Annotated in this window: 17 protein-coding genes; 10 read left to right on the top strand and 7 right to left on the bottom strand. The window is 69.1% G+C overall.

Going from position 1 to position 22,737, the window contains the following annotated elements:
- The first annotated feature begins 201 nt into the window (after window positions 1-201).
- Genes OR600_RS08725 through OR600_RS08705 form a run of 5 tightly spaced genes read left to right on the top strand, consistent with a single transcriptional unit; the run spans window position 202 to window position 7,008 of the window.
- Window positions 202-2,058 carry a phosphotransferase gene (locus tag OR600_RS08725; RefSeq protein WP_265591015.1) on the top strand — a complete coding sequence of 619 codons (1,857 nt, stop codon included), beginning with the start codon at window positions 202-204 and terminating at the stop codon, window positions 2,056-2,058.
- 2 nt (window positions 2,059-2,060) lie between these two features.
- Window positions 2,061-2,861, top strand: a complete 801-nt coding sequence (locus OR600_RS08720; protein WP_251173683.1) for a sugar phosphate nucleotidyltransferase — start codon at window positions 2,061-2,063, stop codon at window positions 2,859-2,861.
- A gap of 9 nt (window positions 2,862-2,870) precedes the next feature.
- Complete coding sequence (locus OR600_RS08715) at window positions 2,871-4,697, top strand: aminotransferase class I/II-fold pyridoxal phosphate-dependent enzyme (RefSeq protein WP_135978394.1); 1,827 nt, start codon at window positions 2,871-2,873, stop codon at window positions 4,695-4,697.
- 8 nt (window positions 4,698-4,705) lie between these two features.
- Window positions 4,706-5,773 carry an NAD/NADP octopine/nopaline dehydrogenase family protein gene (locus OR600_RS08710; RefSeq protein WP_135978395.1) on the top strand — a complete coding sequence of 356 codons (1,068 nt, stop codon included), beginning with the start codon at window positions 4,706-4,708 and terminating at the stop codon, window positions 5,771-5,773.
- 5 nt (window positions 5,774-5,778) lie between these two features.
- The gene (locus tag OR600_RS08705; RefSeq protein WP_265591014.1) at window positions 5,779-7,008 is read left to right on the top strand and encodes a DUF1015 domain-containing protein; all 1,230 of its coding nucleotides are present in this window, start codon (window positions 5,779-5,781) and stop codon (window positions 7,006-7,008) included.
- Window positions 7,009-7,607: 599 nt separating this feature from the next.
- On the opposite strand, the gene nadC is transcribed toward OR600_RS08705, so the two are convergent.
- The 4 genes from nadC to OR600_RS08685 form a co-directional block, all read right to left on the bottom strand.
- A complete protein-coding gene (gene nadC, locus OR600_RS08700) occupies window positions 7,608-8,459 on the bottom strand; it encodes a carboxylating nicotinate-nucleotide diphosphorylase (RefSeq protein ID WP_135978397.1) in 852 nt (283 codons plus the stop codon).
- Between the two features lie 25 nt (window positions 8,460-8,484).
- Entirely contained in the window at window positions 8,485-9,711 is a 1,227-nt protein-coding gene (locus tag OR600_RS08695) for an L-aspartate oxidase (RefSeq protein ID WP_265591013.1), read from the bottom strand.
- Complete coding sequence (gene nadA, locus OR600_RS08690; protein ID WP_135978399.1) at window positions 9,708-10,640, bottom strand: quinolinate synthase NadA; 933 nt, start codon at window positions 10,638-10,640, stop codon at window positions 9,708-9,710. Before nadA ends, OR600_RS08695 begins: the two co-directional genes overlap by 4 nt.
- Before the next feature lie 268 nt (window positions 10,641-10,908).
- On the bottom strand, window positions 10,909-11,751 hold the full coding sequence (locus OR600_RS08685) for a LicD family protein (protein ID WP_168354060.1): 843 nt from the start codon (window positions 11,749-11,751) through the stop codon (window positions 10,909-10,911).
- 131 nt (window positions 11,752-11,882) lie between these two features.
- Between OR600_RS08685 and OR600_RS08680 the strand changes: the two genes are divergently transcribed.
- The 5 genes from OR600_RS08680 (at window position 11,883) to OR600_RS08660 (ending at window position 20,210) form a co-directional block, all read left to right on the top strand.
- Window positions 11,883-13,022, top strand: a complete 1,140-nt coding sequence (locus OR600_RS08680) for a glycosyltransferase family 4 protein (RefSeq protein ID WP_135978401.1) — start codon at window positions 11,883-11,885, stop codon at window positions 13,020-13,022.
- 213 nt (window positions 13,023-13,235) lie between these two features.
- Entirely contained in the window at window positions 13,236-15,008 is a 1,773-nt protein-coding gene (locus OR600_RS08675; RefSeq protein WP_265591012.1) for a phosphotransferase, read from the top strand.
- A 41-nt stretch (window positions 15,009-15,049) separates the two neighbouring features.
- Window positions 15,050-15,997: a DMT family transporter gene (locus OR600_RS08670; protein ID WP_204407158.1), complete on the top strand. Its 948-nt coding sequence runs from the start codon at window positions 15,050-15,052 to the stop codon at window positions 15,995-15,997.
- Window positions 15,998-16,105: 108 nt separating this feature from the next.
- Window positions 16,106-18,124, top strand: coding sequence for a YidC/Oxa1 family membrane protein insertase (locus tag OR600_RS08665; RefSeq protein ID WP_265591011.1), 2,019 nt, complete (start codon window positions 16,106-16,108; stop codon window positions 18,122-18,124).
- Window positions 18,114-20,210, top strand: a complete 2,097-nt coding sequence (locus OR600_RS08660; protein WP_251173673.1) for an alkaline phosphatase family protein — start codon at window positions 18,114-18,116, stop codon at window positions 20,208-20,210. The genes OR600_RS08665 and OR600_RS08660 overlap by 11 nt, the downstream gene beginning before the upstream one ends.
- 133 nt (window positions 20,211-20,343) lie before the next feature.
- Here the strand turns inward: OR600_RS08660 and OR600_RS08655 are convergent, their stop codons facing one another.
- The 3 genes from OR600_RS08655 to OR600_RS08645 form a co-directional block, all read right to left on the bottom strand.
- The gene (locus OR600_RS08655; protein ID WP_135978406.1) at window positions 20,344-20,952 is read right to left on the bottom strand and encodes a hypothetical protein; all 609 of its coding nucleotides are present in this window, start codon (window positions 20,950-20,952) and stop codon (window positions 20,344-20,346) included.
- A 350-nt stretch (window positions 20,953-21,302) separates the two neighbouring features.
- Window positions 21,303-21,986 (bottom strand): hypothetical protein, encoded by a 684-nt coding sequence (locus tag OR600_RS08650; RefSeq protein WP_135978407.1) that lies wholly within the window; start codon window positions 21,984-21,986, stop codon window positions 21,303-21,305.
- A gap of 9 nt (window positions 21,987-21,995) precedes the next feature.
- Window positions 21,996-22,712, bottom strand: coding sequence for a hypothetical protein (locus OR600_RS08645; protein ID WP_265591010.1), 717 nt, complete (start codon window positions 22,710-22,712; stop codon window positions 21,996-21,998).
- Window positions 22,713-22,737 lie beyond the last annotated feature (25 nt).

Raw genomic sequence — 22,737 nt, 5'->3', positions numbered from 1 at the left:
TCGGAAGTCGCCCTCAGACGCATTCAGGTGCAGAGAGGGGGTGCAGGGAGGGGAGGGGTGTGGAGAGGGGGAGAGGCGCAGGAGTGGAGAGGGGGTGCGTCGCCTCCCGGTGCGGGCTTTGGGTGGAGGGGGCCCGTGCCGCCGGGAGGGGTGTTCCGCTCGGGGCTATGATGTTCACCTGTAAGTTATATTCATGTTATCGTGAACATCGGCCCGCACCGCATCTGCCCGCACCTTAAGGAGAGACCCCTGTCCCCGCGCACCCTCACCCGCTACGAGTTCGCCGTGCTCCAAGACGCGGCGCTCAACGGCCCCCGCCCCCAGCGTGCCGTTGCGGCGGCCGGCCGCGTCTCGGTGGGCTCGGTCAACAAGGCCGCGCGCACCCTCCGCTCCCACGGCCTCCTCGCCCCCGATGGTGCCCCCACCCCGGACGGTCTCGCCGCCCTCGAGCCCTACCGCGTGCGCAACGCCGTGATTCTCGCGGCCGGTGCCGGCACGCGCCTGTCGCCGCTGTCCTTCGAGCGCCCCAAGGCCGCCTTCGAGGTGCGCGGCGAGGTGCTCGTGGAGCGGCAGATCCGCCAGCTCCGCGAGGCCGGCGTCCGGGACGTCGTCGTGGTGGTGGGCCACATGAAGGAGGCCTTCTTCTACCTGGAGGAGGACTTCGGCGTCACCCTCGTGGAGAACCCCGACCACGCCGCCCGCAACAACAACGGCTCGGTCTGGGCCGCGCGCGCCTGGCTCGGCAACTCCTACGTGGTGTCGTCCGACGAGTACTTCTGCGAGAACCCCTTCCGCCCCTACCGCTACGAGTCGGTCTTCTCGGTCTGCCGCGCCACGGGTCCCACCGAGGAGCAGGTCGTCACGGTCGACCCCCAGGGGCACATCGCGCACGTGTCCCGCGGCGGCGATGGCGGCCTCTACCTCCTCGGCCCCGCCTACCTCGACCGTGCCTTCGCAGAGCGCTACCTCGCCATCCTCGGCGAGGAGTACGCCCTCCCGGCCACGGCGCCCAAGCTTTGGGAGCAGGTCTTCGCCGAGCATGCCGCCGAGCTCCCCATGGCCGTGGAGGAGCTGCCGGCCGGCGCGGTCCTCGAGTTCGACTACCTCGGCGACCTCATGGCCTTCGACCACGACTTCTTCGCCAACGTGGACTCCGCGATCCTCGAGAACATCTGCACCACCCTGGGCTGCCCCCGCGACGACATCCGCGGCCTCGCGCCCGTCTCGGCCGGTCTCACCAACCTCTCCACGGTCTTCTCCGTGGGGGACACCCGCTACATCTACCGCCACCCCGGCGCCGGCACCGACCAGATCGTCAACCGCGCCGCCGAGGCCCACGCCCTGGCTGTGGCCCGCGACCTCGGCCTCGACGACACCTACGTCTTCGAGGACCCCGAGCAGGGCTGGAAGGTCTCGCGGTTCGTGGAGGGCTGCCGGGACTTCGACTACCGCGACCCCCGCGACGTGGGGCGGGCCCTGGCCCTCGTGCGCCGGCTCCACGGGAGCGGCGCCACGTCGCCTTGGTCGTTCGACTTCTTCGAGGAGGGCACCAAGATCGCCGGGCTCCTCCGCCGCCGAGACTACCCGCTGCCGCGCGACTTTGACGGCCTGGCCGCCCGCGTGGCCGTGCTCGCCCGCGCCATGGCCGCGGACGCCGGCGACCCGGTGCTCTGCCACAACGACTTCTACGGCCCCAACCTGCTGGTGACCGACGACGCCATGCGCCTCGTCGACTGGGAGTACGCCGCCATGGGCGACCCGTTCTGCGACTTGGGCAACTTTGTGGCCCAGGGCTCGGGCTACTCCGTCGACGAGGCCTTGGCCGTCCTGCCGGTCTACCTGGGGCGCCCCGCCACCGCCGCCGAGGAGGCGCGGTTCCTCTCGGCCGTGGCCGTGGTGGGTTGGTACTGGTATGTGTGGGCCATGTACAAGGAGGCCATGGGAAACCCCGTGGGCGAGTGGCTCTACGTTTGGTACAAGGCGGCCAAGACCTTCTCGGCCGCCGCAGAGAGACGCATCGGGGCGCCGGAGCGCGCCCAGGAGGGAGCAACCCTGTGAGCATGCTCACCCGCGCAGAGTTCGACGAGCGCCTGGACAGCTGGAGGTCGGGCACGGCCACCGAGGCCGATCTGGCGGACCTCGAGCCCTACCGCGCCCGCCAGGCGGTGCTTCTGGCCAGCGGCCTGGGCAGCCGGCTGGCGCCCATCACCGTCAACACGCCCAAGCCCCTGGTGGACGTCTGCGGCACGCCCATCATCGACACCATCGTCAAGCCCCTGGTGGACGCCGGCATCGAGAGCATCTGCGTGGTCACCGGCTACCGCGCCGAGCAGTTCGAGCTCCTGCGCCGCCGCTGGCCGCAGGTGGAGCTGGTCCACAACCCGCTCTTCGACTCCACCAACAACATCTCGAGCGCCGTGGCCGCGGGCGACCGGTTCCGCAACGCCTACGTGTTCGAGAGCGACCTCTACATCAAGAACCCGTCCATCATCACCCCCTACCGATACCGGTCGTGCTACCTGGGCGTCCCCGTGGCGTCCACCGAGGACTGGTGTTTCGACACCGACGCCGACGGCCGCATCCTCGACCTGCACCGCGGCGGCACCGACTGCTGCCACATGTTCGGTGTGAGCTACTGGACCGCCGAGGACGGCGCCCGCCTGGCCGAGGACCTGCCCGTGGCCTTCGCCGAGGAGGCCAACCGCCAGCGCTTCTGGGACGACGTCCCCTGCGTGCTGGCCCGCGACCGCTACGACGTGCACGTGGAGCCCGTGACCTTCGACGACGTCGCCGAGATCGACTCCCTCGCGGAGCTCCAGGCCATGGACCCGCGCTACGTCGTGAACACCCTCCAACGCTGAGGAGAGGTAATGCAAGGACTGATTCTCGCGGCCGGCATGGGCAAGCGCCTGAAGTCGCTCACCGCCCACAACACCAAGTGCATGGTCAAGGTCAACGGCGTCACCATGATCGAGCGCGCCCTCACCCAGCTCGACCGCCTGGGGCTCTCGCGCATCGTCGTCGTGGTGGGCTACGAGGCCGGCAGGCTCAAGGACTACATCTCCACCCTCGACGTGGCCACGCCCATCGAGTTCGTGGACAACCCCGTCTACGACCGCACCAACAACATCTACTCGCTGGCCCTGGCCGCCGGGCAGCTCCAGGAGGACGACACCCTCCTCCTGGAGAGCGACCTCATCTTCGAGGAGGGCGTGCTCTCCGAGCTCGTGGACGACCCCAGGCCCACCCTCGCCCTCGTCGACAGGTACGAGAGTTGGATGGACGGCACCGTGGTCACACTGGACGACGACGACTCGATCCTGTCGTTCGTGCCTGGCAAGCGGTTCCGCTTCGAGGACATGGACCGCTACTACAAGACGGTCAACATCTACAAGTTCTCGAAGGAGTTCTCGCGCAACGTCTACGTGCCGTTCCTCAAGGCCTACAGCCAGGCCCTGGGCAACAACGAGTACTACGAGCAGGTGCTCCGCGTCATCACCATGGTCGACACGAGCGAGATCCTGGCCAAGCGCCTCACCGGCCAGAAGTGGTACGAGATCGACGACCTGCAGGACCTCGACATCGCCGAGTCCATGTTCGCCGTGGGCGAGGAGGTGCGCACCCGCCTCGTGGCCTCGCGCTACGGCGGCTACTGGCGCTATCCGCACCTCGTGGACTTCTGCTACCTCGTGAACCCGTTCTACCCGCCCAAGCGCCTCATGGACGAGATGAAGGCCAGCTTCGAGACCCTCGTGACCCAGTATCCCTCGGGCATGCGCGTGAACTCCCTGCTCGCGGCCAAGAACTTCGGTGTGTCCCAGGACCGCGTGGTGGTGGGCAACGGCGCTGCCGAGCTCATCAAGGCGCTCTTTGAGAACCCCGACGCCGCCGTCGAGGGCCCCTGCGGCCACATCCGTCCCACGTTCGAGGAGTACCCCAACCGCGGCCGCGCCGCCGACGCCGTGACCTACGTGCCCTCTGACCCGGACTTCGCCTACACGGCCGACGACATCGTCTCCTTCTTCTCCGAGCACCCCGTGCGCCAGCTCGTGCTCATCAACCCCGACAACCCCACGGGCAACTACCTGCCGGTGGCCGACGTCTGCCGCGTGGCCCAGTGGTGCGAGGACAACGGCGTGCGCCTGGTCTACGACGAGTCGTTCGCGGACTTCGCCGAGGAGCCGGGCAGCAGCTTCCTCGACGAGGGGCGCCTGGCGCGCTTCCCCCACATGGTGGTGGTGAAGTCCATCTCCAAGAGCTACGGCGTGCCGGGCCTGCGCCTGGGTGTGGCGGCTTCGGCCGACAAGGGGCTCGTCGACGCCCTCAAGGGCGACGTGGCCATCTGGAACATCAACTCCCTCGCGGAGTTCTACCTGCAGGTCGCCGAGAAGTACAAGGCCGACTACGCCCGCAGCCTCGACGAGCTCCGCGCCGAGCGGGCGCGCTTCGCCGCGGAGCTGGCCGCCGTGCCGCACCTGCGCGTGATGCCGAGCCAGGCGAACTACCTGTTCGTGGAGCTCGAGGGCGGCATGACGGCCTCCGAGCTCACCGAGCGCCTGCTGTGCGAGCGGGAGCTCTTCATCAAGGACCTCTCGGCCAAGGTGGTGCGCGACGGGCGCCAGTTCGTGCGCATCGCCGTGCGCGACCGGGCCGACGACGACAGGCTCGTGGCCGCGCTCCACGGCTACCTGGGTTAGGAGGGGCCGTGAGAATCTGTGTGGTGGGTGCCGGCAACGTCGGCATGCTCATGGCGGCGGAGTTCGCCGCCCGGGGCCACGAGGTGGCGGTGGTGACCTCGCGGCCGCGGGAGTGGTCGCGCACGGTGGACGTGCTCGCGCCGGACGGCGACGTGCTGTCCACCGGCGAGCTCGCCTGCGTGACGGCCGACCTCGCCGAGGGGGCCGCCGGAGCGCGCTACGTCTTCGTGACCTACCCGGTCTACCTGTTCGGGCGCCTGTGCGCCGAGCTCGCGCCCCTCGTGGAGCCGGGCCAGCGCGTGTGCTTTGTTCCCGGCGCCGACGCCGAGTTCTTCTGCGCCGGGCTGCTCGAGGCCGGCGCCGTGGTGTGCGGCCTCCAGCGCGTGCACTCCGTGGCCCGCATCGCCGAGCGGGGCCGCAGCGTCTTTGAGCTGGGGCGCAAGCCGTCGCTTCAAGTGGCGGCCATCCCGTCGTCCGAGACGGCGGAGGTGGCGGGCGAGCTCGCGGACCTCTTCCGGATGCCGGCGACGTGCCTGGGCAGCTACCTGGCAATGACGCTCACGCCGTCCAACCCGGTGCTGCACACCTCGCGCATCCGCACGATGTTCTCCGACTGGGGGCCCGGCGTCTCCTACCCCGAGAACCACCTGTTCTACGAGGGCTGGGACGACGCCGCGTCCGAGGCCCTGCTCGCCGCCGACGCCGAGGTCCAGGCCGTGTGCGCCGCCCTGCCGGAGCTCGACCTCTCCGGGGTACGGCCGCTCACGGAGCACTATGAGAGCCCCGACGTGCCGTCCATGACGCGCAAGATCTCGTCCATCCCGGCCTTCGCGGGGCTGCGCTCGCCCATGAGGGAGACGGAGGCCGGCCGTTGGGTGCCGGACTTCTCGTCGCGCTACTTCTCGGCCGACTTCGCCTACGGCCTCAAGGCCATCCGCGACGTGGCGGCCGCCGCCGGTGTGGCCACCCCGGCCCTGGACGACATCTGGGGCTGGTATGTGGCCGCCGCCAGGCCCGAGCGGGAGCTCGAGGGCGTGCCGGAGACCCGCGACGGCCTGCTGGACCTCTACCGGTAGCTGCCATGGAGCTCACCCCGTTCCGCTGCCTGAGGCCGGCGCCCCGACTGGTGGGGCGCCAGGTCTCGGCGCCACTGGACGTCTTCGACCGCGACCGCGCCTTCGAACTGGTGGCGGACAACCCGCTGTCGTTCCTCGCCATCGACTGGCCCGACACCCTCTACCCGCTGGAGGCCCAAGTGGACCTCACGGAGGCCTACGCCAAGGCCCGCGACCTTCTGGAGTGGCGCCGGGAGCGCGGCGTGCTGGTGGAGGACGACGAGCCGAGCCTCTACGTCTACACCATGGAGGAGGGAGGCCATCGGCAGACGGCCGTGGTGGGGTGCCTGCCGGTGGAGTCGTTCCTCGACGGCACTGTGCGGCGTCACGAGTCCACCCTGGAGGAGAAGGAGGACGCACGCGCGGCGCACATCGACGCCCTGGGCGCCCAGACCGGCCCGGTGTTCCTGACCTTCGGCGACAGCGACGACGTGGCCCGCGCCGTGGCCGACGTGCAGGCCGGCGAGCCGCTCTACCGCTTCGAGGCCGACGGCGTGGCCCAGACCGTGTGGCGCGTGCCCGCCGACGGTCGGGGGCGCGCGCTGACGGAGGCCTTCTCGGGCGTGGGCGCGGCCTACGTGGCCGATGGGCACCACAGGGCCGCCTCGGCCGTGCGGGTTGCCCTGGCACGCCGCGCGGCCGACCCGTCCCTGCCCGCCGACGCTCCCTGCAACCGGGTGCTCGTGGCGATGTTCCCCGCCGGGCAGCTCAAGGTGCTGCCGTACCACCGCATGGTGACCGGCGTGGACGAGGCCGGGCGCGAGGGGCTCGTTGCCGCCGTGGAGGCCGCGGGCTTCTCGGCGGCGCCGGCGGACGGCCCCGTGGCCCCTGCCGAGAAGGGCGCGTTCGGCATGTTCGACGGCGCGCACTGGTGGCTGCTCCGGGCGCCCGCGTCCAAGGGGGACGACCCGGTGGCGGCGCTGGACGTCTCGGCCCTGCAGGAGCGGGTGCTGGGGCCGGTGCTCTCGGTGGCCGACCCGCGCCGCGACCCGCGCCTGACCTATGTGGCCGGCACCGTGGGCCCGGAAGCGCTGGAGGCCGCCGCCCGCGAGGCCGGCGACGCCGTGGCGTTCACGGTGTGCCCCACGGCCATCGACGAGCTCATGGCCGTGGCCGACGCCGGGGAGCTCATGCCCCCCAAGTCCACCTGGTTCACGCCCAAGCCCTTCTGCGGGCTGTTCGTCCGCCGCGTGTGATGACAAGGTGCCAGGTTGGTTTGTCGCGGCACTTGGAGGCCAGCCGCACCCACAGCCTCGGGGCCCTCGTCCTCGATGTCCTCCCTGGTCCCGTCGGCCCTCTCCCAGATGCGGGCGCGCAGCGGCATCTCCGGCGATCGCGGCGCTGTGCCTGAAAGCGGCTGGGGACGGATGGTCTCGTCTCCACCCAAGGGCAATTGGGAGTGGGCGCCGGAAATCGCGATTTCCGGCCGACCTGCTGAGGGAAAACGGCCGAAAATCGCGGTTTTCCTCTCGCCAAAGTGGCGGGAGACCGCGATTGCCGGCCGCTTGTGGGGACGAACGCGGCCGGTAATCGCGATTTCCGGCAGCGCGATGACGGCGCAGTCTCTTTTCCTTGGTGAGGGGCTTGCTCCTAACGGCGCTTCCTCTCCGCCGCATCCCCGCCTGCCGCCTGAAAGCGATTGAGGGCGCCCTCAATCGCTTTCAGGCGGCAGGGACCAGGCGGCAGGGACCAGGCGGCAGGGACCAGGCGGCAGGGACCAGGCGGCAGGGACCAGGCGGCAGGGACCAGGCGGCAGGGACCAGGCGGCAGGGACCAGGCGGCAGGGCGGCGGCGCCTACAGGTAGCGCAGGTGTTTCAGCGAGAGGTCCAGGATGGGGCTCGAGTGGGTGAGGGCGCCCGAGCTCACATAGTCAACACCCAGGTCGACAAGCTCGGCTACGCGGCGCTCGTCCACGTTGCCCGAGACCTCCACCTCGGCGCGACCGTCGATGAGGCGCACGGCGGCGGCCATGGCGTCGCGGTCCATGTTGTCGAGCATGACGATGTCGGCGCCCGCCTCCACGGCCTCGGCCACCTGTTCCAGCGTCTCCACCTCCACCTCCACCTTGCGAACGAACGGCGCTCGCTCGCGGGCCGCGGCCACGGCGGCCATGATGCCTCCGGCGGCGTCCAGGTGGTTGTCCTTGAGCATGACGCCGTCGGACAGGCAGAACCGGTGGTTGCCCGCGCCGCCCACGCGCACGGCCTCCTTCTCGAGCACCCGAAGGCCCGGCGTGGTTTTGCGGGTGTCCACCAGGCGGATGCCGGTCCCATCGAGCAGGGCCGCCATGGCCCGCGCATGGGTGGCGATGCCGCTCATGCGCTGCAAAAAGTTGAGGGCCACGCGCTCGGCCGAGAGGAGTGCCCGCACGTCGCCCTCCACGGCGCCGAGGTCTTGGCCGCAGCGAACCCCGTCGCCCTCTTGCACGTCCGCCGCAAAGAAGGCGCTTGCGTCTAGCAGCTGGAACGTGCGCTCAAAGACGTCGAGCCCGCAGATGACGCCGTCCTGCTTGGCGATGAGACGCACCTGGGCGCGTCGCGGGCCGTCCACAACGGCGTCGCAAGAGGCGTCTCCAAAGGGCATGTCCTCGCGCAGGGCGGCGCGGATGACGGGCTCGGCCGCAAGGGCCAGGTTCTCAGGGCTCATGGACTTTCCTCTCGACAGGCGCGGCTCAGCAGGCCTCGGCGGTTTTGGGATGCGCGGCTCCCGGGGCCACGCGCGGCGCACGCCCCGAAATGGCCTCGGCGCAGCGGGCCGAGAACACCAGGCTCTCCAAAAGCGAGTTGCTCGCCAGGCGGTTCTTGCCGTGCACGCCGCAGCAGGCGGTCTCGCCGCAGGCGAAAAGCCCGGTCATAGACGTGCGCCCCCACAGGTCGCAGGCAATGCCGCCCATCAGGTAGTGCTGAGCCGGGACCACGGGCACCGGCTCGGCGAGGATGTCGTGGCCGGCCGCGAGGCACGTCTCATAGATGTGGGCGAAGTGGCCGCGCACCACGTCCTCGCCCACGGCAGAGAAGTCCAACCGCACAAAGCGCGACCCCTCGCGCTCCATCTGTTTCCGGATGGCGGCGCTCACCACGTCGCGGGGCGCGAGCTCGTCGCAGAAGCGCTCGCCGTTGGCACCCACGAGCACGGCTCCCTCGCCGCGACAGCTTTCGCTGATGAGGAAGGCGCGGCCGGGCTTGTCGGTAAAGAGCGACGTGGGGTGGATCTGCACCCAGTCCAAGTGCTCCGTGGCCACGCCGTGTCGCTCGCAGGCGCGGATGGCGTCGCCTGTGAGGCAGGGGTAGTTGGTGGAGCGCTCGTAGAGGCCGCCCACGCCGCCGCAGGCCAGCACGCAGGCGTTGGCAAGAAGCTCCACGGGGCCGCCCCCATCGCGGGCCAGCAGGCCCACACAGCGCCGGCCTTTGCCTTCGCCCTCCACAAGCAGGTCTTCCATGGGGCTGTGCTCGCGCACCTCCACCCAAGGCAGGGCCCGCACGGCGGCGAGCAGCGCCTCGGTGACGGCCGCGCCCGTGGTGTCGGCCCGGTGCACGATGCGTGGCCGGCTGTGGGCGCCTTCCCGGGTGTAGTCCAGGCGCCCGTCGGGGCTCCGGTCGAACTCAACGCCCAGCTCCACGAGCGTCCGGGTCACGGCGGGCGACCCATCCACCATGGCCTCGACGGCGGCCCTGTTGTTCTCGTTGTGCCCGGCGGCCAGGGTGTCGGCGATCCAGGCCTCGCGGTCGGCCGGGTTGGCAAGGGTGCACATGCCCCCTTGGGCGAGCATGGAGTCGCAGGTGGCCGCATCCTCCTTGCAGATCACGAGCGTGCGCGTCTTCTCGGGCAGATTGAGCGCGCAGAAAAGCCCGGCTACCCCGGCGCCGGCGACCACGACGTCCCACGACTCGCGCCTCATCGGTTCCCACCGCCTGCGGCGGCAAGCTCGAGCATGGCCTCAAGGGGTGCCCGGGCCGCCTCGGCGCACGACGGCAGCGCCACTTCGCCCGAGCCTGTCTCCAGGCAGGCGATCACTTTCTCGGGCGTGATGGCGGCCATGTCGGGGCAGCACGGGGCAGGGGAGGGGAAATGCACCCGCTTGCCTTTCCCCTCGCAGCGGCGGGCGATCTCGTGGCCCACGCCGTTCACGGTGCACACGACAAAGTCGGTGGCGTCCGAGGCCTCGATGGCGCCGATGATCTCGGCCGTGGAGCCTGCGACGTCGGCCATTGCGAGCACGGCTGACGAGCACTCCGGGTGCGCGAGCACCACGGCACCGGGGTGCCGCTCCTTGGCTGCGGTCACGGACGCGGGAGAGATGTCGCGGTGGATGGGGCAGCACCCGGGGTTGAGGATGACGCGCTTCTCGGGGACCTGCTCGGCCACGAAGCGGCCCAGGTTCTCGTCGGGGATGAAGAGCACGGAGCGCTGGGGGAGCGCCCGCACCACGGCCACGGCGTTGGACGAGGTCACGCACACGTCGGAGAGGGCCTTGAGCTCGGCCGTGGAGTTCACGTAGCATACCACGGCAATGTCGTCTTCCTCGGCGCGGCAGCGGGCGACGAAAGCGGGGTCGGCCATGTGGGCCATGGGGCAGTCGGCCCTGGGCTCGGGCAGCAGCACGCGGCGTCCAGGGTTGAGCAGCTTCACCGACTCCCCCATGAAACGCACGCCGGCCATGACGACGGTGGAGGCATCGCAGGTGGTGGCGATGCGGGCCAAGGCGAAGGAGTCCCCCACGAAGTCGGCCAGCTCCTGCGTTTTTGCCGGCACGTAATAGTGGGCGAGCACGACGGCGTCATGCTCGCGTTTGAGGCGCATGGCCGCCTCACGCGTGTCCTGGCCCATGGGCCACCTCTCTTTTGGACTCGGGCGCCCCCCGCGCCCGCTCTCGCCGTAAGTATGGCGGGTTATGAAGAGAGTCTCAAGGGAGGGGGTCGAGGCGGCGGCTGGCATATCTGGGGAGGGCGGGCCGCGGCACGGGTCTGAGCTGCTCCCGATTGGAAAACCCATGCCGAAGAGGCCTCTGGCATGGGTTGGGCGGTTTTGTCGCAGGTCTACCGCAGAGCCCACTTGCGTCTGAAAACGGCTGAGGGTGTCTCAAGCCCGCCCGCTTCTACCTGCGCTTCGCCACGTTGACACCGTCGCCAAAGTCCAGCACTTCGGGCGCGTGGGTGTAGCGCTCCTCCTCGGGCGGGAGCTTGTGCCAGTCGCCGTACATGCGGGTGAGATAGCGGTCGAGGTCGTGGGGCGCCCAGGTCTCGATGCCGTCGAAACTCACCCGCTGGCAGGGCAGCAGACAGTCGACGGGCATGGGATCGTACTGCGCGTAGCAAGGGTCTATCCACAGGTCGCCGGGGGTCTCGCAGCGCCAGGAGCGCTCGAATTCGCGGGCGATGAAGCGTTGGGGCACGCAGGACAGCACGCCATGCGCCGCCACGCAGGCAGCCTGGGCCGCGGCGCTCGGCACGTTCTTGGGGTGCGCGATGAACTTGAGGTAGCTGAGCCGCTGCCAGAACAGCATGCGACGCCGCTGCCGGTCCGCGATGCCCGGGTCGGCGTCGAGGGGAACGGAGGGGAAGACGTCCATGAAGATGGGCTGGCCCATTCCCGCCTCCACGGCCGGGGCGTCGGCAAAGCGGGTGCCGTCCTTCCAGATCTTGGCCCACAGCGTGGGGAAGCGCTCCGTGTTCTCCCAGGTATGGAGCGAGTAGCCCTCGGGCAGCGCAGAGGCGCCCTCGGCCAGGAAACGACGGTAGTCGGCCGCGGGCATCGCCGCGTCCACGTCGTCGTCCCAGGGGATGAAGCCGCCGTGGCGCGCGGCGCCCAAGGCCGTGCCGCCGTCGATGAAGTAGGTGAGCCCCAGCTTCTGACACGCCTCGTCAAAGACGGCGAGCATTTCGGTCATCTCTGCCTGAAGGCGTTCGAGGGTGCCTTCGGGGTAGGGCTTGTGAGGCATGGCTTCTCCCGGTGTTAGAGGTGTGGTGCTCGGCAAGGGCAACGGGTTTCTCTGTACCATACCCTTCGTTCAGGGTTCACGATGGGTGGCTGCCGGCGCGTGCCGGCAGCATACGGGAAAGGTTCTTCTCCATGGCGCCTCACCACTACGCGATCTTCTCGGCCCAGTACCTGCCCTCCATGGGCGGTGTGGAGCTCTTCAGCGACAACTTGGCCCGCGAGCTCGTGCACGAGGGCCACCAGGTGAGCGTGGTGGCGTCGGCGCGTAAGGGCGCGCCGGCCCGGGAGGACCGCGACGGCTTCCAGGTGGTGCGCCTTCCGGCTGCGCAGCTGCTCGACGGCCGCCTTCCCGTGACGCTCAAAGATGCCGCGTACCGCCGCATCTGGGGACGTCTGCTCGATGAGGACGTGGATCGCGTGCTCGTGAACACCCGCTTTTACCCGCACTCCCTCGAAGGCCTGCGCTTTGCCGCCGAAAAGGGCGCCCCGGCCGTCATGCTGGAGCACGGCAGCGCGCACCTGTCCTTTGGCATCCCTGCTGCAGACGCCGTGGTGAAGCGCTGGGAACACCTGGTCACCGCGCGGGCCCGTGCGGCCCGGCCCGTCTTTGCCGGCGTGTCGCTGGCGGCCTGTTCCTGGCTGGAGCACTTTGGCATCAAGACCGACGTGGTGATCAACAACGCCATCGACGCCGCGGCTTTTCGCGATGGCTCCTCCGGCCGCGATTTCCGTGCCGAGCTGGGCATTGCGCCCGACGCTTTCATGGCCTGCTTCGTGGGTCGCTTCGTGGCCGAGAAGGGGCCCTTGGCCGTTCTCGACGCCGCGCGGCTTTTGCCCGAGGTCTCCTTTGTCATGGCCGGCGCCGGTCCCGAGGAGGACCATATCCGCGCCGTGGCCGACTACCTGCCCAACGTGAGTCTCTTGGGCCGTCTGGGCCGCGAGGACGTCTCGGCGCTTTTTGGCTGTGCCAACTGCTTCGTTTCGCCTACGCGCTCGGAGGGCATGGCCACGGTCCTGCTCGAGGCCGGCGCCTGGGGCTGTTTGCCGGTGATCTGCCCCGTGGGCGGCGTGGCCGACGTGTTGGGGGACTCCGGCTGGGGCGAGATTTGCGGCGCCTCTGCCGACGAGGTCACGGCCGCCATTGCGCGTCTGGCCGTGCTGCCTGCCGAGGAGCGCGCCCGTCGCAGTGCCGCCTTCCGCGAGCGCGCGGAGACGGGCTTCACCTGGGCTCATACGGCCGCCCAGCTCGACGCCGCCTACCCCTGCGCCTGATCCCGCGCCCGACTGCGCGTCTTTTCCAGCGTCGTCCCCCTGTACCCCTCAACCGCTTTCAGGCGCAAGAGGCGGGGTGCAGCCGGAAGGGGGGGGGTGCAGGCGCGGGAGGGAGCGCAGGGGGGGGGCGGTGTGTTCTGTTTTTTCATATTGACATTTGTTCCGAACAAGAGGATTCTCTCCATATACGAACGAATCGCAGGGGAGGGCCTCATGGCTTTGGACCACAACGGCTTCAGGGTTTTGCGCACCCTTATGGACGGAGGCCGCCACACGCAAAGGGAGTGCGCCCTGGCGGCCCATCTGGGCGTGGCCACGGTGAACAAGGCGGTCCGCGCGCTCGAGGCGGACGGGCTCGTTTGCGACGGCGCCATCACCCAGGCGGGCCGTGAGGCCATGGAGCCCTACCGCGTGGACAATGCCGTGATCATGGCGGCAGGCCTTTCCAGCCGCTTCGTGCCCTTGTCCTACGAGCGGCCCAAGGGCCTGCTCAAAGTGCGCGGCCAGGTGCTCATAGAGCGCCAGATCGAGCAGCTTCTCGAGGCCGGCGTGCCCAAGGTCTACGTGGTGGTGGGCTACAAGCAAGAGCTCTTCTTCTACCTGGAGGACAAGCACCCCGAAGTCGCCATCGTCGTGAACCGCGAGTACGCCTCCCGCAACAACAACTCCTCGCTCAAGGCGGTGGAAGACAAGCTCGCCAACACCTATATCTGCAGCTCCGACGACTACTTTGAGGAGAACCCCTTCAAGGCCTACGTGTGGGGCTCCTACTACGCGGCCCAGTACGCCGAGGGGCAGACATCCGAGTGGGTCATGACCTGCGGCCCCCACGGCCGTATCACCAAGGTGGAGATCGGCGGTGCCGACGGCTGGTACATGCTTGGCCAGGTCTACTTCGACCGCGCCTTCTCCAGACGCTTCCGCCAGATCCTCGACGAGGAGTACGACCGCCCGGCCACGGCCCCCAAGCTCTGGGAAGAGATCTTCATCGACCACATCGACGAGCTGCCCATGGCCATCCGCCGCTATGAGCGGCCCATCATCCACGAGTTCGACTCCCTGGACGACCTGCGCGAGTTCGACCCGCTCTTCCTCGACAACATCGACTCTGCGATCATCGACAACATCACGGGGGCGCTGGGCTGCTCGCGCGCCGAGATCTGCGACGTCTACCCCCTAAAGGAGAGCCTGACCAACCTCTCCTGCCACTTCTCCACCAACGACGGCGAGTACGTCTACCGCCATCCCGGCATCGGCACGGAGAACATCATCGACCGCAAAAGCGAGCTCGCCGCGCTCGCGGCGGCCAGGGACATGGGCCTCGACTCCACGTTTATCTGCGCAAACCCGGAAGAGGGCTGGAAGATCTCGCGCTTCGTGCCCGGTGCCACCACCATCGACGCCCACACTCCCGAGGGCCTCGCGCAGGCCATGGCCGTTGCCCGCAAGCTTCACACGTCGGGCATCATCCTCAAAAGCACGTTCGGCTTCTATGACGAGGCAAAGCGCTATGAGGCCCTGCTGCGGGAGAAGGGCCCCATCGAGGTGCCGGAGTACGGGCGCTGGAACGAGCTGGCCGAGCGGGTCCACGGGGCCATGGCGCAAGACGACGCCCCTGTCACCGTCACCCACAACGACTTCTTCTACCTCAACTTCCTGGTGGAGCAAGACGGCACCTTCAACCTCATCGACTGGGAGTACGCCGGCATGGGTGACTCGGCCAACGACCTGGCCACGTTCTCGGTGTGCTGCGAGCTCTCGCCCGAGGAGGTGGAGCAGGCCATCGACCTCTACTACGAGGGCAAGGCCACGCCCGAGGAGCGCCGCCACAACCTGGCCATGATCGGCATGTGCGGCTGGTGCTGGTACTGCTGGAGCCTCCTCAAGGAGAGCGACGGCGACTTCATCGGCGAGTGGCTCTACATCTACTACCGCTACGCCAAGAAGTACCTCGCCCTGGCCGCCGACCTCTACGGCATCGCTTAGACGCCAGCGCCCCGGCGCGGGGCAGAAGGAAAGGAACCGTCATGGGATACGGGCTTGCCAGCGGCCTTCTGTGGGGCCTCGACACCGTTATCTTGGGCATCGCCCTCTCGATGGCCCCCTATGTGGGCACTGCCGAGGCCGTGGCCTTCGCGGCCATCGTGAGTGCCGCGTTCCACGACGTGTTCTGCGCGGTGTGGATGTTCTTGCTCATGGCGGTGCGCGGGCGCCTTAAAGACACCGTGGCGGCCCTCAGGACCCGCAGCGGTAAGGTGGTGGCCGCAGCGGCGCTTCTCGGCGGCCCCTTCGGCATGACGGGCTACGTGGTGGCCATCAACGAGCTGGGCCCGGGCATCACGGCCATCATCTCCAGCTTCTATCCCGCCTTTGGCGCTTTTTTGGCCGTGTTCGCGCTCAAGGAGAAAATGGAGCCCAAGCGCTGGGTCGCCCTGGCCGTGGCCATGGCTGCCATCATCGTGATGGGCGCGGCCGCAAGCGACATGGAGATGCCCGGCAACGCCATGGTGGGCATCGCGGCCGCCCTCGCCTGCGTGGTGGGCTGGGGAAGCGAGGCCGTGCTGCTGGCGTGGGGCATGCGCGACGACTCCGTGGACAACGAGACGGCGCTGCAGATCCGCGAGACCACCTCGGGCCTCGTGTACCTCGTGGTCATCCTGCCGCTCTTCGCGGCGTGGCCCTTTGCCGCCCAGGTCTTTGCCACGCCGGCCACGGCCGTGGTGGCGGGAGCGGCGCTGGCGGGCACCGTGTCGTACCTCTTCTACTACAAGGGCATCGACAAAATCGGCGCCGCCAAGGCCATGGCCGCCAACATCTCCTACTCCGCCTGGGCCGTGGTGCTGGGCATGGTGCTTCTCGGCCACGTCCCCAGCCCCGTCGAGGTGCTGTGCTGCATAGCCATTCTCTGCGGCACGGTGCTCGCCTCGGCCGACGACTGGAGCCAGCTCGTCCCGGGCAGGCGCGCGTCCTCCTAAGCCCGGCTCCTCAGGCACCCTGTCGGTTTTTTGTCGAGTTACAAGCGGGGACGTATCATTTCCAAGGCCCCTTTGGGGTTCGATCACCCTGCAAAGACAAGGACCGCAGTGCTGCAGATTCTCGCCGACATCTTTGGGGCCGTCCTCGACCCCATCTACGCGCTCACCGGCAACTGGTGGGTGTCCATCGCCCTGTTCACCGTGGTGACCAAGGTCATCCTCATGCCCATCTCGCTGTGGTGCCAGAAGAACTCGCTGCTCGTGGTGAGCCTTTTGCCCCAGGTGAACGCCCTCAAGGTCAAGTACTTCGGCGACCGCGAGGCCATCGGGGAGGCCCAGAACGCCCTCTACAAGGAGAAGGGCTACCACCCGCTGCTCTCCATGCTGCCCCTGGCCATCCAGGTTCTCATTCTCTTCGGCCTCGTGGACGTCATTCGCTCCATCACGGCCTCGGGTGCCCCCGGTACCGAGCTCCTCGGCCTCGTGCCCCTTGTCGACGGCGGCTGGTCGTGGGCCATGCCGGTGCTGGCCGCGCTCTCCTCGGCCGCCCTCGGCCTGGCGCAGAACCACATCAACCCGCTTCAGCGCGAGCAGTCCGCCGCCGAGAAGGCTTCCACCAACGGCCTGTCCATCGCGCTGTCGGCCATCCTGGGCGTGTCGGTGGCGAGCGGCATGGTGTTCTACTGGATCTGCTCCAACCTCATGGCCATCGGTGTGCAGCTGGCCTGCAACGCGATCATGGACCCCAGAAAGCACGTGGACTACCCGGCCCTCCGCGCCTCCCAGGAGGAGCTGGCGGCCCTCGAGAACCTCAACCGCCGCGCCGGCTCGCGCTTCAAGCCCGACCCCCTGGCCCGCCGCGAGCGCGCCGACATCGCCCGCTTCAACGACGTCATCGACAAGTCGCTCGTCTTCTACTCCGAGGGCAGCGGTTTCTACAAGTACTTCCGCGGCGCCATCGAGTGGCTTCTGGCCCACTCCGACGTGCGCATCCATTACATCACCAACGACCCCGACGACCAGGTCTTCAAGATCCACGAGACCCAGCCGCGCCTCATTCCCTACTACGTGGGCGAGAAGCGCCTCATCACCCTCATGATGAAGATGGACTGCGACGTCTTCGTGGCCTCCTTGGCCGACCTCGACAACTACTACCTCAAGCGCTCCTATGTGCGCCAGGACATCGAGTACGTGGACATGCTGCACCACATGACCTCGATGCACCTCGTGGGCGCGGCCAACTGCCACGACCACTACGACACGATCTTCTGCGTGGGCCCGCACCAGGTGGCCGAGACCCGCGCCTCCGAGCGGCTGCGCGGCGTGCCGGCCAAGAACCTCGTGCCGGTGGGCTACGACCTGCTCGACCGCGAGCGCGCCGAGTTCGCCGCCCGCCGCCCGGCCCCCGTGCGGGGCCGCCACCTCAAGGAGGCCCCGGTCGCGGCGGCCCCGGCCGACCGCCCCATGGCCCTCGTGGCCCCCTCGTGGCAGGACGACAACCTCCTCGACCTCTGCGGCGAGGAGGCCGTGCGCTCCCTCGTGGGCGCGGGCTTCTCCGTGGTGGTGCGCCCGCACCCCGAGTACGTCAAGCGCTACGGGCCCCGCTGGGAGGCCCTCAAGGGGCGCCTCGCCGACGTCTCGGGCTCCGTGTCGTTCGAGGACTTCTCCGGCGAGGGGTCCATCTTTGACGCCAGCGTGCTCGTGACCGACTGGTCGTCCATCTCGTGCGAGTACTCGTTCACCACGGGGCGTCCCACGGTCTTCGTGGACACGCCGATGAAGGTGGGCAACCCCGACTGGCGCGACATCGGGCTCGAGCCCACCGACATCTCCTTGCGAAATCAGATCGGCCGCAGCGTGGCCGTGGACCAGATCGGCTCCCTCGGGGAGGTGGCCCGCTCCATGGTGGCCCGGCCCGAGCACTGGCGCCGCGTCATCGAGGACGTCTACGACGGCTTCGTCTTCAATCACGGGCACGGCGGCGAGGTGGCCGGGCGCTACCTGCTCGACGCCGTGCTCTCCGCCCAGGCCCGCCGCACCGGCGCGGCTGGCGCCAAGCCTGCCGCGGGCGACACCGCCGTCGCCCCTGCGGCCACCGACCCCAAGGAGGGAAGCCGTGAGGCCTAAGACCCGCCGCACTCTGGCCCGCCTCGCCCTCGACGGCGCCTGGGCCCTCGCCTGCGTGACCCTGGCCCTGGCCCCCACGCCGGCTTTCGCCTACGTCGACCCGTCCGTGGTCACCTACACCATCCAGGCCCTGGCCGGCGTGGCCGTGGCCCTCTCGGCCGTGGTCGGCGTCGTGTGGCGCCGCGTGCGCCGCCGGGTGTTCGCCCTGCTCAAGATCGATGAGAACCGCGACAAGGTACGCGACCCCGAGGTGCACGAGATCGACCCGTTCGCGCCTGGCGCGTCTGAGCTCCTCGCCGCCGCCGATGCCGCCGCCACGGCCGACGATGCCTTGGTGGGCCCTCGCCGCCCCCAGAACGTGCGATGGCTGCCCCGCTTTTTGCTGGCCCTGCTCGCCTGGGGCTGCCTCGTCTACACCCTGGGCGTCGTGACGCCCTTGGAGATCGTGGCCACGAGCCTCGACAGCTTCGTCTTTGGTGCAGGCCCGGTGGCGGGCCCGCTGGTCGTCTTTGCCCTCGTGCTCATCGTCGTAGGCGCGCTGCTCCTGTCCCTGGTGCGGGGCCGCGCCTTCACGGTGACCGTCTCGGTGGTGGCGGCCCTTGCCGTGGCTTGCTTCGTGCAGTCGACCTTCCTCAACACGGGCCTGCCCGTGGCCGACGGCAAGCCGGTGCCTTGGGACGACTACACCAAGATCACCGTGGTCTCGTCTCTGGTGTGGATCGCTCTTGTGGCCGGCGCGGTCCCGTTCGCACTGGCCAAGGGCCGCTCGGCCAAGACGATGGCCTGTGTGCTCTCGGTGGTGCTCGTGCTCGTCCAGTCGGTGGGCCTCGCCTCCACCTGGAGCGACCAGCAGCGCGCCCTCGACGAGCTGGGCTCCGGCAGCACGGTCTGGGACGGCAAGCCCCTCGTGACCACGGAGGGCATAAGCGAGCTCTCCGACAAGGACAACGTGGTGATGTTCGTCCTCGACACGCTTGACAACAAGTACCTCGACCAGGTGCTGGAGCGCTATCCCGATGCGCTTGACGGGTTCACGGGCTTCACCCGCTACGCCAACTCCTCCGGCGTCATGATCCCCACTCGCTTTGCCATGAGCTCCCTTATCACGGGCCAGCACCTCGATGAGAGTGACGCCGCCTATGGCAACGCCAAGATCACCGAGTGGTACTCCGGCGACAACAACCTCGTGGACGCCATGGGCAGCCTGGGCTTTGGCGTGAACGTCTACGCCACCGACCTGCCCCAGGGCGTGGGTCCCCTGCAGGGGCGCGTGGGCAACATCCATCGCATCGACTTTTCTGCCCCGTTCTGGCCCACGGTAACCGAGCTGTGGAAGTGCTCGCTCTACCGCGAGAGCCCCTGGGCAGCCAAGCCGCCGTTCTGGTTCTACAGCGGTGACGTTGTGGGCACCCTGATGGGCGACAGCTCGGGCAACGGCTCCAACACGCCGTTCAAGCTCGATGACGAGGCCTATATCGATGCGGTTCGCTCCGAGGGCCTTTCCTTTGGCGACGACGTGGAGGGCGAGACGGGCACCTGTCGCCTCATCCACATGATGGGCTCCCACTACCCGATCACGCTCACGGCCGACGGCAAGCGCGTGGAGGAGGGCCAGACCGACTACGTGGACCAGACCCGCGGCGCCCTTCTCGGCGTGGAGGCTTACCTCGACGAGCTCAGGCGCTTGGGCATCTACGACCAGACCACCGTGATCGTCACCGCCGACCACGGCGAGTGGTACCTGGCCGATGAGATCAGCGAGCCTTCCAGCCCCTTCCTTTTGGTGAAGCCCGCCGAGACGGCCGAGCAGGCCGCCCAGCCCCTCAAGGTGAGCCATGCTCCCGTGAGCCAGCGCGACCTGCCGGCCACGCTGCTCAAGGCCATGGGCGACCCCAACTACAGCGACTGGGGCCGCGCCGTGGACGAGATCGGCGAGGACGAGCAGCGCACGCGCCTCTACGACGCCACCTCCGTGGTGGGCGACGCCCATGTGTACACGGCCATCAAGGAGTGGGCCATCACGGGCGACGTTCAGGACTGGAACGCTTGGGCCAAGACCGGCCGGGAGTGGGCTATTGAGGAGTGACGACGCGGCCGGCCGGTGACGGGGCGGCATGGACAAGGGCGCCTGCCTGCGAGGGGTTCTCGCGGACAGGCGCCCTTTGCTTGCGCGGGGCCGGTTTACCGGCGTTTTTCTCGGCCGTTCTTGGCCTTGTCCCCTAGATGCCGAAGGAGCCGCCCAAGGCGCCCACCACGCGGTCGAAGCGCGCGGGCCCCAGAAGGGCCAGCATGAACAGGGCGAAGAGGCCGCCCACGGGGTCGGAGTCGGAGAAGCGCTGGTAGAACTGGGCGACCTTGCGCACGTAGGCGTTGTCGAGGTTCTCCACCGACAGCATGTGGATGACGTAGTTGGCGTTCCAGTGGAAGGCCACGACGTCGGCGCCGGCCATGAGGCGGGTGCAGCGCTCGTAGACCTGTTCGGCCAGCTCCTCGTTCTCGCAGAACTGGGTGGTCACCTCGTCGAGGAGGGCCTCGGGCCACTCGCCGTCGCGCACGTGGTCGATGGCGGCCTCGTCGGCGGTGATCTCGACGAGGATCTGGGGCGGCAGGAGGGCGGCGAGGATGTCGTCGCCATCGGTGCCGAGGGGCTCCACGATGGTGGGCTTGGAGGCGTTCTCGAAGACGTCGGCGTCGCCGATCTCGGCGAACTTGGCCGCCCAGTTGACGCCCATGGACTTGCCGCCGGTGAGCATGCCTGCCAGGATGCGCGGCGTGAGTGCGATGCCGGTGGTCACATAGACGGGGTCGGTTCTCTCGTTGTCGCTCACAGGCTGTCCTCTCCCTGGGTGCTGCCGTGTTATGCAAACTCCACAATTCTAGCCGATGGGGCGCGCCGGGCATCGGGGGCCCGCGGAGGGTCGCCGGCCGCGCAGGGCGCTCTGGGCGGTGGGGGCGGCGGGAGAGGGGGTGGCGTGGGGCCGCCGTGGGGGGCGACCATACCGGAGGCCCCGTTGGCATGGTCGGGCCTCACAAACCGAAGGGCGGGAGAAGCGGCAGGCGGAGACCGCACCACGGTGGTGCGGCGAACCCGACGGACCGGTGGAAAAGCGCGCCACCGTGGCGTGGGACAAAAGTGTCCGACCATTGGGACAGGAGTGTCCGGGTGGTGGGACGGGCCCTAGGCCCGGGCGCCCACCTTGCGCTCCAGGTACTCCCTCAGCTGCTCGGGGGTGCCGCCCCGCAGGGTGCGCTTGTCCCAGCAGACGTCCTCCAGGTCGGCCCGCTCGGCGAGCCTGTCGGCGTAGGACGGTGAGAACATGTTGTGCAGCACGCTGCCCACCTCGCCGTCGCCGGCAACCAGCACCAGCAGGTGCTCGGTCTCCTCAATGTGGGAGAAGGCCTTGTAGGGCTTGGCCACGGAGCCCGCAGGGCGGCCGTCTTGCAGCACGCAGCAGCGGGCCTCGGACAGGCAGGCGCTCGACCGCAGCTCGCAGCGCTGGTCGTCGCCCGTGCCCGCGCCGTGGCGGGCGAACCAGTGGTCGGCCGTCTTGCGCCACGAGCGCTTGGGCCAGAACAGCGTGAAGCCCGTGACAGCCAGGGCCACCGACCAGCCGAGCAGGGCCAGGATGACCACGCCGGCCACGACGCCCCACGCCGTCATGACGCCCGCAGCGACGGTGCCCCAGACGTAGGCGGCCAGGACCACGGCCCAGACCACCGCCATGACCAGGCCGTCGCGCTTGTTCATCGACCGGTCCTTGGCCGAGACGAGCTCCCTTAGCAGGGGCTCGTCCATGACGATGGTCGACTCGTAGACCACGTCGCCGGCGCTCATCGCCGGCGTGCTCTCAGGTGTTGCCATGGGTTCCTCCTAGCGGCGCCGGCCGCGGCGCGCCTGCTTCCTCTGCCGACGCGCCTCCTTCTTGGCGGCGTCCCGCTCGCGCTGGGCCGCCTGCACGCTGCCCCAGCCGTCCAGCGTGCGGCACACCTTCTCGCACCAGCGCACGAGGGCGCCGCGGTCCGGCTCCACCACATGGGACCCCACGAAGTGCACGAACTCGGCGTTGCCGCCGCGCACGAAGCCGTCCATGGCCACGATGACCAGGGCCGACTGCCCGGCCATGGTGAGGCAGCACACGGTGGGCGTGGCCACGGCTCGGTTGAAGGCGCGCCACGGGAACACCTTGAAGGGGCCGTCTCCCACCTTGACGCCCAGGCCCTCCTCGGTGGCATAGAACACGCGGTCGCGGGAGGCCTCGCCGGCCTTGTCGAGCTGCGAGATCATGCGGCGGGCGCTCTCCATGGGCAGGCGCGAGCCCTGCCACACGGTCATGAGGCCCACGAGGAGCACGAGCACGAACGCGAGGGTGTCGGCGCCGAAGGCAAGCCGCCACACCAGGGCGAACACACCGAGTGCGATGCCGAAGGCGAAGTAGACGAGCCGGAGCGCCGCCGAGGTGGTGAGCCGGCAGCCCTCCTTGACCATGTCGTTGGTGAGGTGCGTCTCGTTGACGAGGGGCGCGTCGGTGGGCACGCCCTTGGGGAGGGGCGCCGCCTTCCTGTGCCTCGACTGTTTTGAGCGGGCCATGGGCCCCCTTTCTCGTGCGGTTTGG

Source organism: Granulimonas faecalis (genome assembly GCF_022834715.1).
Lineage (GTDB): Bacteria > Actinomycetota > Coriobacteriia > Coriobacteriales > Atopobiaceae > Granulimonas > Granulimonas faecalis.
The sequence above is the reverse complement of the archived record's forward strand: the minus strand, read 5'-3'. Positions and strand labels throughout refer to the sequence as shown.